This window comes from Clostridium moniliforme, from assembly GCF_017873235.1.
In the GTDB taxonomy this organism is placed as follows: Bacteria; Bacillota; Clostridia; order Clostridiales; family Clostridiaceae; genus Clostridium; species Clostridium moniliforme.
Genome location: NZ_JAGGJZ010000012.1, coordinates 1 through 12,325 on the forward strand (window position 1 = coordinate 1; position 12,325 = coordinate 12,325).

Genomic DNA, 12,325 nt, shown 5'->3' on the forward strand with positions numbered 1-12,325 from the left:
CCCGAAGGAAATTTCATCGCTCGACTTGCATGTGTTAGGCACGCCGCCAGCGTTCGTCCTGAGCCAGGATCAAACTCTCAATAAAAAGTTTAATCATACTCATAAAACTTACTTTAATAAAAAGAATTGCTGGTTCTAAATGTATTTCTATATTCTGTTCAATTTTCAAAGACCATTTTATCTCGCCGCCCTCAAGCGACTATTAAATCTTATCACCTTTTTAAAATCTTGTCAACATTTTTTCAAACAATTTATTTTGTTTGTTTAGTTGTTGAGATTTCGCATCAGCGACGATATTTATATTAACATATTAATCATTTAACAAATAATATAATTCTATAATTTAAATGAAATTATATTTTATTTTCTCTATTTTTCTTTATTTTTCTTTATTTTTATAATAATGATACACGTGGATAAGATTACTTTATAATTTTTATAATTATATTATAAAATACTTGTTTTTTATAATATAAATCATATTTCAAATTAAAGTTTATCTAAATTATTATAAAATTTAATTTGAAATATTAAAAAAAATTCTAGAAAACACTATAAATTTTCTAGAATTTTTATATTATTATTCTTTCTCTTTATTTAATTTTTCAAATAATTCATTTGAAGAATTATCTAAATCAACTTCATTTTCCTCATTTATTAATAGTTCTGTTTGCATTTCATTATCTGATTTTTCATTTTCATCACTAGAAATTTTAGTAATAGCTACAACTTGTTCTTCTTCTAAAGTTCTCATTAACTTAACTCCCATTGTAGCTCTTCCTGTTACCGAAACATCTTCAATGTTAATTCTTATTGCTACACCACTAGTATTTATTAACATAAGTTCATCTTCATTTTTACATACAGTAGCTCCTACTAATTTACCAGTTTTATCTGATATTTTATATGTCATTAGTCCTTTACCACCTCTATGTTGAATCTTATATTCACTCATAGGTGTTCTTTTACCAAATCCATTTTCACTAACTACTAATAAATCTTCTTCATCTACAGCTATATCCATACATACTGCCATATCACCATCATTTAAGCTTATGGCTTTAACTCCTGATGCAGTTCTACCCATAGGTCTAACATTTTCCTCATTGAATTTTATTGCTAAACCATCTTGAGTTACCATTACTATATTAGCGTCTCCCCTTGTCATTTTAACCTTTAGAAGTTCATCGCCTTCTCTAAGATTAATTGCAATAAGGCCACTTTTTCTTAAGTTCTTAAATTCTGAAAGATTAGTTTTCTTAACTATACCGTTCTTTGTTCCCATAAATAAATAACCATTTTCATAAACATCACTTACAGTAAGTACAGTTTCTATTCTTTCATCTGGCTCTATTGCTATAAGATTTATTACATTAGTTCCCTTAGCAGCTCTTCCAGCTTCAGGTATTTGGTATCCTCTTAGTTTGTATACTCTACCTCTATTTGTGAAGAATAATACATCTGCATGAGTTGAAGTTACCATTACATGTTCTACGAAATCATCTTCTTTTGTAGACATTGCTTGGATTCCTTTTCCCCCTCTTTTTTGAGCTGAGTAAACATCTGATGATATTCTCTTAACATATCCTGAATGAGTTAATGTAATTACTATTTCCTCTTCTTGAATTAAATCTTCAACATCAATTTCATTTACATTATTCTCAATACTTGTTCTTCTTTCATCATTGTATTTAGCTTTTATTTCTAATAACTCTTCTTTTATTACTAGAAGAAGTTTTTCTTCACTTGCTAAAATTGATTTTAAATATTCTATTTGCTTCATAAGCTCTGCATACTCTTCTTCAATCTTATCTCTTTCTAGTCCAGTAAGTCTTCTAAGTCTCATTTCTAGAATAGCTTGTGATTGCTTATCTGATAAATTAAATCTTTCCATAAGAGTATTCTTAGCTATCTCACTTGTCTTAGATCCTCTAATAATATTTATAACTTCATCAATATTATCTAAAGCAATTATTAGACCTTCTAAAATATGAGCTCTAGCTTCTGCTTTATTTAGTTCAAATATTGTCCTTCTAGTTATAACTTCTTTTTGGAACTTAATATAATTTTCTAATATCTGTTTTAAATTTAGAACTTGTGGTTCATTATCAACTAATGCAAGCATTGTAACACCAAATGTATCTTGCATCTTAGTATGTTTGTAAAGAAGGTTTAAAACTACATTAGGATTTGCATCCCTTTTAAGTTCTATAACTATTCTCATACCTTCTCTATCAGATTCATCTCTTAAATCTGATATTCCACTAATTTTTTTATCTTTTACTAAATCAGCTATGCTTTCTATAAGTCTTGCTTTATTTACTTGGTATGGTAATTCTGTAACTATTATTTTATGTCTATTATTTTCTTCTTCTATCTCAGCTACTGCTCTAACAATTACTCTACCTCTACCTGTTTCATATGCTGATCTTATTCCAGACTTACCCATTATAGTTGCACCTGTTGGAAAATCTGGTCCTTTTATAGCTGTCATTAAATCAATTATTTGTAATTCTGGATTATCTATAAGCATTATTGTTCCATCTATAACTTCTCCTAAGTTATGTGGTGGTATATTTGTTGCCATACCAACTGCTATACCTGATGATCCGTTTACTAATAGGTTTGGAAATCTTGATGGTAAAACTGAAGGTTCTTTTTCTTCACCATCAAAGTTTGGAATAAAGTCTACTGTATCTTTACTAATATCTCTTAGCATTTGGCTAGCAATTTTGTTCATTTTTGCTTCTGTATATCTCATGGCTGCTGCACTATCACCATCAACTGATCCAAAGTTACCATGACCATCTACAAGCATATATCTCATTGAGAAGTCTTGAGCCATTCTAACTAATGCATCATACACTGAAGTATCTCCATGTGGATGATACTTACCTAAAACTTCCCCAACTATTCTTGCACATTTTCTATATCCTTTTTCTGGTGCTAACCCTAATTCATGCATTGAGAATAATATTCTTCTATGAACAGGTTTTAAACCATCTCTAACATCTGGAAGAGCACGACCTACTATAACACTCATGGCATAGTCTATATAACACTTTTTCATTTCGTTTTTTATATCTACGGGTATTACTTTTCCCTCATTAAAACTCATGTACTTCACCTCGTATTTAGTACTAAATGTCTAAGTTACTTACTTTCTTAGCATTTTCTTGGATGAATTCTCTCCTCGGTTCAACTTTTTCACCCATAAGAATTGTAAATATTTCATCAGCAGCCATAGCATCTTCTACAGTTGCTTTTAATAATACTCTTTGTTCTGGGTCCATTGTTGTATCCCAAAGTTGAGTAGCATTCATTTCTCCAAGACCCTTATATCTTTGAATATTTGTTGAATTATCTTTTCCACCAACTAATTCTAATATCTCATCAAGCTCACTATCTGTGTAAGCATAATAATCTTTCTTAGATTTTGTAACTTTATATAATGGTGGTTGAGCTATATAAACGTGTCCTCCATCTATTAACTCTCTCATATATCTATAGAAGAATGTTAATAATAATGTTCTTATATGAGCTCCATCAACATCGGCATCTGTCATTATTATTATTCTATGATATCTTATTTTAGATATATCAAAATCTTTTCCTATTCCAGCACCAAAAGCAGTTACCATTGATCTTATAGTATCAGAATTTAATATTTTATCTAATCTTTGTTTTTCAACATTCATTATTTTACCTCTTAGTGGTAAAATTGCTTGGAATTTTCTATCTCTACCTTGTTTTGCAGATCCTCCAGCTGAATCTCCTTCGACTATATATATTTCGCATTCCATAGGATCTTTTGATGAACAATCTGCAAGTTTACCTGGAAGTGCTGATCTTTCAAGAACTGTTTTTCTTGTAAGTTCTCTTGCTTTTCTTGCAGCATCTCTAGCCCTAGCTGCCATTAAAGCTTTGTCTATAATAATCTTAGCAATGTTAGGATTTTCTTCTAAGAACGTTCCAACGCCTTCTCCAACAATTGAATCAACGATACCCCTAACTTCACTATTTCCTAGCTTAGTTTTTGTTTGTCCTTCAAATTGAGGATCCCCTATCTTAACTGATATTACAGCTGTTAATCCTTCTCTAATATCATCTCCAGATAAATTTTTATCATTTTCTTTTAAATGACCATATCTTTTTGCATAATCATTAAATACTCTAGTTAAAGCTGTCTTAAATCCAACTAGGTGAGTACCGCCTTCAATTGTATCTATATTATTTGCAAAGGTAAATATATTTTCAGTATAGCCATCATTATATTGAAGTGCTACTTCAACCATTATTTCATCTTTTAAACCTTCAACATATATAGGTTCTTCATGAAGCGATTGTTTATTTCTATTTAAGTACTCTACAAATGATTTTATACCACCTTCATAGTGATAATGTTCTTCTTTATCAAACCTTTTATCTGTTAATGTTATTTTTATTCCTTTATTTAAGAATGCTAATTCTCTTAATCTTTGAGAAAGTATTTCAAAATCATACTCTATCTCATCAAATATATCTTTATCAGGTTTAAAATAAACAATTGTCCCTGTTTTATCGCTTGTTCCTATTACCTCTAAATCACTAGTAACAATTCCCTTTTCATAAGTTTGTCTCCAAACCTTTCCATCTCTCATTACAGTTACTGAACAGTTTTCTGAAAGAGCATTAACAACTGATGCACCAACACCGTGAAGACCACCTGATACTTTATATCCACCTCCACCAAACTTTCCTCCAGCGTGTAAAATGGTCATTATTACTTCAACTGTTGGTTTTCCCATTTTAGGGTGTATTCCAACTGGCATACCTCTTCCATCATCTTCTACTGTTATAGAATTATCCTCATTTATAGTTACTTCTATGTGCTTACAATACCCAGCTAATGCCTCATCTATACTGTTATCTACTATTTCATAAACTAAATGATGTAACCCTCTTGAACTGGTGCTACCTATGTACATACCAGGTCTTTTTCTTACAGCTTCTAACCCTTCTAGAACTTGTATTTGATTTTCATCATAACTTTGTTTGTTTTGTTCCAACATAAATTCCTCCTAATCTTTATTTTGAATTATATCAATGAAGGATATTGGACTTACGGATTATAATCCAAATCTGTTCTTTTAGTCAAAGTTGATGAAGAAATTGGTGATAAATATATCTTACTTTTCTTATCAACTTCTGCTATAACAAATGATTTTGGTTTATCCTTTGTTATTCGCTCCACAAATCCATCTTCTTCTGCCATTCTTAAAAATTGAATTGTATCAGAACTATACATTGTTGCTTCTAAATCAAAAATTCCAATAACATCTTTTATAGGAACTACAACATTCTCTCCTAAGTGCAAAAACATTTAGAATTCCTCCTTCTATTTTGAGACTATTCCTTCTTTAACTTTAAATAACTTTGAGTTATTATCTAAATAATCATTCAAGTCTTCAATTCCAGTACATGTTATTATAGTTTGTATTTCACCAATAGAACTTAAAACATACTTTTTTCTATTTAAATCTAGTTCTGATAAAACATCATCTAATAGTAATACTGGATATTCTCCTGTTATTTCTTTTATAATCCTCAAAGATGCAAATTTCATTGTAAGTACAGCTGTTCTTTGTTGACCTTGAGATCCAAAACTCTTTGTGTCAACATTATTTATATAAACTGAAAAATCGTCTCTATGAGGTCCGTGACTAGTTATTCCTCTATCCAAATCACGCTTCCTATTACTTCTTAATGTTTCATAGAAATTTTCTTGAATATTATCACTATTTTTTATAGTAGAATTATACTTAAACTCTATCTTCTCTTTTCCTGAAGTAATTTCATTATGTATATCTTCAGAGTATTTATTTAAAGAACTTAAATAAGATAACCTTCGCTCTATTACATATGAACCAAAATTAGCTAGCTGAATATCATATATATCTAGAATGTCTAAGTCAAGATTTCTATTTTTTAGAACAATATTTCTTTCATTCATAACTTTATTATATTGAACTAAATTATAGTAGTATTTAGAATCTAACTGACATAATTCCATATCAATAAATTTCCGTCTTACTCCTGGAGAATCCTTAATTATTTTTAAATCTTCTGGTGAAAACATAACCACATTGAAATTTCCAAATAGTTCCCCTATTTTATTTATTTTTATAGAATTAACTTTAATAACTTTTTTTCCATCTTTTAGAATGTTAATATCAATTTTTTTATCTATACGACTTCTTCCAACACTTATGCTTATAAATGATACTTCTTTAGACCAATTAATAAGATCCTTATCTCTTGATGTTCTATGAGATTTTGCAAAACTGCAGTAATATATAGCCTCTAATATATTTGTTTTTCCTTGAGCATTATTCCCCATAAAAACATTAACATGTCTTCCTAAGTCTATTTCTAAATTTTCATAATTTCTATAATTTATTAATTTAAGCTTTTTTACATACATCTATAAACACCCATTTAATTATATCATAATAAAAGAATAAAAGCTTATCTTTGTGATATTATGGTTTGTAATAAAATATAAACCTATATTATTTTATATTTTTCATCTTCAAATTCAATAATATCTCCAGTTCTTAATTTTTTTCCTCTTTGGGTACAAACTTCACCATTGACTTTTACCATCTCTTCTAAAATGTAAATTTTTGCTTCAGATCCTAATGATGCAATACCAATCCACTTTAAAAATGAATCTAACTTTATAAATTCTGTATTAATTTTAACTTCTTTCATATAAATGTAGGATATTATGCATAAATATTAAATATTTATGCATAATTCTTTCCTCCTTTTCTATCTTATTAACCTAACTGGTAATACTAAATATTTATAATTATCCATATCTTTTGCTTTAATTATGCAAGGGCTTACACTAGATGTCATTTCCATAACAACTTCATCCTCTTCAAAATTCTTTAAAACATCAATAAGATATCTTGAGTTAAATGCAATTTGTATTTTTTCTCCTTGCAAATTTATTAAAACTTCTTCTCTAACCTTTCCCAATTGAGAATTAGAAGTTATAACTAAAGCTTCATCTTGTACTTCTAATTTTATTAAATTATTATTTCCATCTTTGGCCATTAAAGATGCTCTTTCAATACCGTTTTGAAGTTCTTGCTTATTAACAGTAACTAATAATTTATGTTCTTGAGGCAATAATGATTTATAATTTACAAATTTGCCTTCTAGTAATCTTGATATTATTCTTGTTTTATTAAGATTAAATAAAACATGATTTTTAGTAAATGTAATTTGAACTAAATCATTAATATCTTCTAATATTTTTGATACCTCATTTAAAGTCTTGCCAGGAATAACAATTTCTATATCAAAATCACTATCTAAATACTCACTTTTTATTGCTAATCTGTAACCATCTAAAGCAACAAGATTTAAATGCTTATTTTTAACTTCAAACAAAATTCCTTGAAGTATTGGCCTTGTTTCATCTTGAGCTATAGCAAAAGATGTACATTTTATCATATTTTTTAATATATTTTGAGGAACTTCAACTTTCATGTTTTCATTTAAACTAGGAAGTTCAGGAAATTCATCAGGATTCATATATACTACATTAAATACTGATTTTTCACATGTTATTTGAATTGTATCATTTTCCATAGTTTCAATTTTTACATCAGAATTTGGTAATTTACGTATTATCTCACCAAATATTTTTGCATCAATTACAATTTTACCTTCTTTTATTACATCTGCTTCAACTCTAGTTTCAATACTTACATCCATATCTGAACCTATTAAAGTTAAACCTTCTTTATTTGCCTCAATATATATTCCTTCTAATACTGACATTGTTGATTTACCAGTAATAGCTTTTTGAACTATTGATATACCTTCTTGTAATTTGTGTTTTTCACATATAAATATCATTTATAATCCTCCTTACTTATTCACAGATAAGATTGGTTTAGTTTAGTTAGATAAATATAAATTTATAGTAATAATAGTAGTAGGTGGTGTGGATTTGTTGATAAGTCATCTAAACCTAGTAAAATCAACAACATTTTATAAAAAAATATTGTGGATAAGTTAGTAACTATAAGTGCACCTTATCCACAGTTATTCACAAATAATTTATTTTTATATATTATCCACATGTTATTACATAACTATTATCTACAATTGTTGATAAATTTAAAATAATAGATAAAATTTATCCTTGAGTTAACTTTTTAGTTAAATCTTCAATTGTGTGTTGCAAACTTTCATCCCTATTTAAATTATCTGAAATTTTTTCGTATGCATGTATTACAGTAGTATGATCTCTTCCTCCAAATTCTTCTCCAATCTTTGGTAGAGACATATCAGTTAGTTTTCTACTTAGATACATTGCCATTTGTCTTGGATAAGATACATTACGTGTTCTTCTTTGGGATTTTAGATCTTCAACTCTTAAGTTAAAGTAACTTGCAACTACATCTTGTATAATTTCTATTGTTATATGTTTGCTTTGTTTTTTAGAAATTATATCTTTTAGTGCTTCAGAGGCTAAGTCTACAGTTATTTCCCTATTAGTTAATGAAGAATATGCAACTATTCTTATTAATGCACCTTCTAATTCTCTAATATTTGATTTTATTTTAGTGGCTATATATACCATTACTTCATTTGCTACATTTAATTTTTCTACATCTGCCTTTTTCTTTAAAATAGCCATTCTAGTTTCAAAATCTGGTACTTGAATATCTGCAATTAACCCCCATTCGAATCTAGAGCGTAATCTATCTTCTAATGTAGGAATTTCTTTTGGTGGTCTATCAGATGATAAAATTATTTGCTTATTAGCATCATGTAGAGCATTAAATGTATGGAAAAATTCTTCTTGAGTTCTTTCTTTTCCTGCAATAAATTGAATATCATCAATAAGAAGAATATCTACATTTCTATATTTATTTCTAAACTCTTCATTTTTATCATCTTTAATTGCATTTATAAGTTCATTAGTAAACTTTTCTGATGATACATAAACTACTTTTGCACTTGGATTATTTTGAAGAACATAATGACCAATAGCGTGCATTAAGTGAGTTTTTCCAAGTCCGACTCCTCCATATATAAAAAGAGGATTATAGGCCTTAGCTGGTGATTCAGCAACAGCTAAAGAGGCTGCATGAGCAAATCTATTACTATTACCTATTACGAAAGAATCAAATGTATATTTAGGATTTAGATTTGTAGTCATTTCATCATTTACTACAATTTTTTTATTTTCCTTTATTTTTTTTGTTTGTTTTTCTGATCTTTCTTCTTCCGTATTTTGAATTTCAGAAGCTATTAAAAATTTAATATTATATAGTTTAGAGCATGTAGCTTTTATTGAATTTGCAACTAAATCTTTATATCTTTTTTCAAGTATTTCTTGAGTGAAGGCATTAGGAACACTGATTTTTATTGTATCTGAAGACATAGAAATAGGTTCACAACTTTTTATCCATGTATTAAAGCTAACCTCACTTAGTTCTCCTTTTATAATATTCAGCGTTTTTTCCCATAATTCTTTCAGCTCTGCATCCATTTTTAATCCTCCAGTCAAAAATTTTTTTTATTTTTTTATACAAATTAAAATAATAACATTATAATAACAGTGTATCAACAAGTTATTAACAAATATAAGTTATAAAAAAAATATGTATATAAATATATTAACATGTTGATAATTATGTGGAATTAAAACTTATTTTAAAGTTATCCACAAATATAAATAATTAAACTTTAAACAATAAAAAAGTAGCTAATAATACGGATTATAGCAAAAAAATTAGCAACTATTTAAGTTGTCAAGAAAAAAAGAACAAGTTATCAACAAATATATCCACAGATGTGGATAAGTTCTATAAAATAATTAGTTATTCACAATATATTATTTATGATACCATAAGTAAATAATGGGATTCAATAAGTTATCCACAATTTTTATAATATAATAGGTATATTTATCAACAAATAGCTATATTCTTGACATAACAAAGGTATATATATATAATGATAAGGTAAATCTAAAATATAAAGAAAAGTATAGTTATTTCGCTATATAAATTTTTTAATTGAAGGGGGTGTAGTGCAAATGTTCATGACATACCAACCTAAAAAAAGACAAAGAAAAAAAGAACATGGCTTCAGAAAAAGAATGAAAACTTCATCAGGAAGAAATATTCTTAGAAAGAGAAGACAAAAAGGTAGAAAAAAATTAACAGCATAAGGGCCGCACTTTAGTGGCCTTTTTTCTACAATGTAGGAAAAAAGGAGTATTAAATACCCATGATATACAGGTTAAAAAAAAATAATGAATTTAGAATGGTATATAGAAGAGGAAAATCATTGGCGAACAATCTTTTGGTATTATATACTTATAATAATAGAAGTAATAAGAATTCAAATAATGAATTTTATAATAAAATAGGGGTTTCTGTTAGTAAGAAAGTCGGAAATAGTGTAGTTAGAAGTAGAAGCAAAAGATTAATTATGGAAAGTTATAGATTAAATGAGGCTTCTATAAAAAAAGGCTTTGATTTCATATTTATTGCTAGAACAAATATGAAAGGAAAAAGTTTTAAGGATGTTGAAAAGGCTATGAAGAATTTATTTAAGAAAGCAGGCCTATATAATGAAGAGATCATTAATAAATCTAATTAGATTTTATAGGAAAAATATATCACCTCTAAAAAATCCTTGTTGTAAGTATGTACCTACATGTTCTCAATATGCAATAGAAGCTATTGAGAAATATGGCGCATTTAAGGGGAGTCTTATGGCACTTTGGAGAATTTTAAGGTGTAATCCTTTTAGCAAGGGTGGATATGATCCTGTTAAATAGAGTATGGGAGGATAAAAATTATGATGACATTGTTTAAACCTATAATTGATTTTTTTACTATAGTGTTTGATAAGTTACATGCCTTTATAATAAGTGCTGGTGTAACAGATAAGGGATTAGCTTATGTTTTAGCAGTTATCTTATTAACTGTAATAATTAAAACGGCTGTTTTACCTTTTAGTATTAAATCAATAAAATCAACAGCGAAGATGCAGGAGTTTCAACCTGTAATTAAGAAAATTCAAGAAAAATATAAAAATGACCCTCAAAAGGCTAATCAGGAAATGATGAGAATTTATAAAGAAAACAATATTAGTATGACTGGTGGATGTTTACCTATGTTAATTCCACTACCAATATTAATGGCTCTTTATTATACTTTTATGCAAATAAAGGGAATTCAAGGAGTATCATTCTTATGGTTACCTGACCTTGCTGGAAGTGATCCATATTATATATTACCTGTTTTAGCTGCACTTAGTACTTTTATACCATCATATTTAATGACTAAATCAAATCCAGCAACAGAGTCATCAGGTATGAATATGATGCCGATGAATATTGGTATGGCATTAATGATGGGATTTATGTCAATAAAGTTCCCTTCATTACTAGTTATTTACTGGGTAGTTGGAGGAGTATATCAATTAGTACAAACATACTTCTTAAATGTTAAACCAGTAATGAAAAAGAAGAAGGAACAAGAGTTAGCAGAAAGTGCAAAGATACAAGAAAAAAATAAATTTGTAATGCCAGATTATGATAAAAAGAAGAAGAAAAAGAAATAGTATTATATAAATATAAATATTATTATTTGAGAGTGGGTGAATAGGGTATATGAAATTTATTGAGTCAACAGGAAAAAACGTTGATGAAGCTATTGAAAATGCTTTAGAAAAATTAAATGTTACAAAAGATAAGGTAATAATAGATATAATAGATGAAGGTTCAAAGGGATTTTTAAATATTATAGGTACTAAACCTGCAAAGGTTAAGGTTACAGTAAAAAGAGATTATATAGAAGAGGCTAGAAAATTTATTAGAAGTATATTAGATTCTATGGGAATTTTAGCTGAGATAAAGATTACAGAAGAAGATAACATAATAAAAGTTAACTTAACTGGTCCAAAGATGGGTTTAATAATTGGATATAGGGGAGAGACTTTAGATGCACTTCAATACTTAATATCTTTAGTAGTTAATAAAGGACATGATATCCCTTATAAGAGAGTTGTATTAGATACAGAAAATTATAGAGAAAAAAGAGAAGCAACTTTAAAGAGAGTAGCCCTAAAGACTGCTAATAAAGTAAGAAAGATCAAGAAGCCATTTAAGCTAGAACCAATGAACCCATATGAAAGAAGAATAATACATGCTGCACTTCAAGATAATGAGTTTGTATGTACCTATAGTGAAGGGGAAGAACCATTTAGACGAGTTGTAGTAGACTTAAATAAGTAAGAGAAA

Annotated in this window: 12 protein-coding genes and 1 rRNA gene; 5 read left to right on the forward strand and 8 right to left on the reverse strand. The window is 28.0% G+C overall.

All coding sequences use genetic code 11. The annotated features are described in order from the left end of the window. From J2Z53_RS11860 to dnaA, 8 genes are all read right to left on the reverse strand, one after another. A 16S ribosomal RNA gene (locus J2Z53_RS11860) occupies window positions 1-85 on the reverse strand; the annotation flags it as partial. Between the two features lie 495 nt (window positions 86-580). Then, window positions 581-3,118, reverse strand: a complete 2,538-nt coding sequence (gene gyrA / locus J2Z53_RS11865) for a DNA gyrase subunit A (protein WP_209797701.1) — start codon at window positions 3,116-3,118, stop codon at window positions 581-583. Window positions 3,119-3,140: 22 nt separating this feature from the next. Beyond that, window positions 3,141-5,051 carry a DNA topoisomerase (ATP-hydrolyzing) subunit B gene (gene gyrB, locus J2Z53_RS11870; protein ID WP_327786722.1) on the reverse strand — a complete coding sequence of 637 codons (1,911 nt, stop codon included), beginning with the start codon at window positions 5,049-5,051 and terminating at the stop codon, window positions 3,141-3,143. Between the two features lie 50 nt (window positions 5,052-5,101). Then, complete coding sequence (gene remB / locus J2Z53_RS11875) at window positions 5,102-5,362, reverse strand: extracellular matrix regulator RemB (RefSeq protein ID WP_209797702.1); 261 nt, start codon at window positions 5,360-5,362, stop codon at window positions 5,102-5,104. Window positions 5,363-5,377: 15 nt separating this feature from the next. After that, entirely contained in the window at window positions 5,378-6,463 is a 1,086-nt protein-coding gene (gene recF, locus J2Z53_RS11880) for a DNA replication/repair protein RecF (protein ID WP_209797703.1), read from the reverse strand. A gap of 83 nt (window positions 6,464-6,546) precedes the next feature. Beyond that, a complete protein-coding gene (gene yaaA / locus J2Z53_RS11885; RefSeq protein WP_209797704.1) occupies window positions 6,547-6,753 on the reverse strand; it encodes a S4 domain-containing protein YaaA in 207 nt (68 codons plus the stop codon). A 60-nt stretch (window positions 6,754-6,813) separates the two neighbouring features. Continuing rightward, complete coding sequence (gene dnaN, locus J2Z53_RS11890) at window positions 6,814-7,914, reverse strand: DNA polymerase III subunit beta (protein WP_209797705.1); 1,101 nt, start codon at window positions 7,912-7,914, stop codon at window positions 6,814-6,816. A gap of 283 nt (window positions 7,915-8,197) precedes the next feature. After that, window positions 8,198-9,559 carry a chromosomal replication initiator protein DnaA gene (gene dnaA, locus J2Z53_RS11895; RefSeq protein ID WP_209797706.1) on the reverse strand — a complete coding sequence of 454 codons (1,362 nt, stop codon included), beginning with the start codon at window positions 9,557-9,559 and terminating at the stop codon, window positions 8,198-8,200. Window positions 9,560-10,108: 549 nt separating this feature from the next. Here dnaA and rpmH point away from each other — a divergent pair. Genes rpmH through jag form a run of 5 tightly spaced genes read left to right on the forward strand, consistent with a single transcriptional unit; the run spans window position 10,109 to window position 12,319 of the window. Then, window positions 10,109-10,243, forward strand: a complete 135-nt coding sequence (rpmH, locus tag J2Z53_RS11900) for a 50S ribosomal protein L34 (RefSeq protein ID WP_204596477.1) — start codon at window positions 10,109-10,111, stop codon at window positions 10,241-10,243. A 59-nt stretch (window positions 10,244-10,302) separates the two neighbouring features. Then, the gene (gene rnpA / locus J2Z53_RS11905) at window positions 10,303-10,677 is read left to right on the forward strand and encodes a ribonuclease P protein component (RefSeq protein WP_209797707.1); all 375 of its coding nucleotides are present in this window, start codon (window positions 10,303-10,305) and stop codon (window positions 10,675-10,677) included. Beyond that, window positions 10,649-10,858, forward strand: a complete 210-nt coding sequence (gene yidD, locus J2Z53_RS11910) for a membrane protein insertion efficiency factor YidD (protein WP_209797708.1) — start codon at window positions 10,649-10,651, stop codon at window positions 10,856-10,858. Before rnpA ends, yidD begins: the two co-directional genes overlap by 29 nt. Before the next feature lie 20 nt (window positions 10,859-10,878). After that, window positions 10,879-11,646, forward strand: a complete 768-nt coding sequence (gene yidC / locus J2Z53_RS11915) for a membrane protein insertase YidC (protein ID WP_209797709.1) — start codon at window positions 10,879-10,881, stop codon at window positions 11,644-11,646. Window positions 11,647-11,695: 49 nt separating this feature from the next. Beyond that, window positions 11,696-12,319: an RNA-binding cell elongation regulator Jag/EloR gene (gene jag, locus J2Z53_RS11920; RefSeq protein ID WP_209797710.1), complete on the forward strand. Its 624-nt coding sequence runs from the start codon at window positions 11,696-11,698 to the stop codon at window positions 12,317-12,319. Window positions 12,320-12,325: the final 6 nt, after the last annotated feature.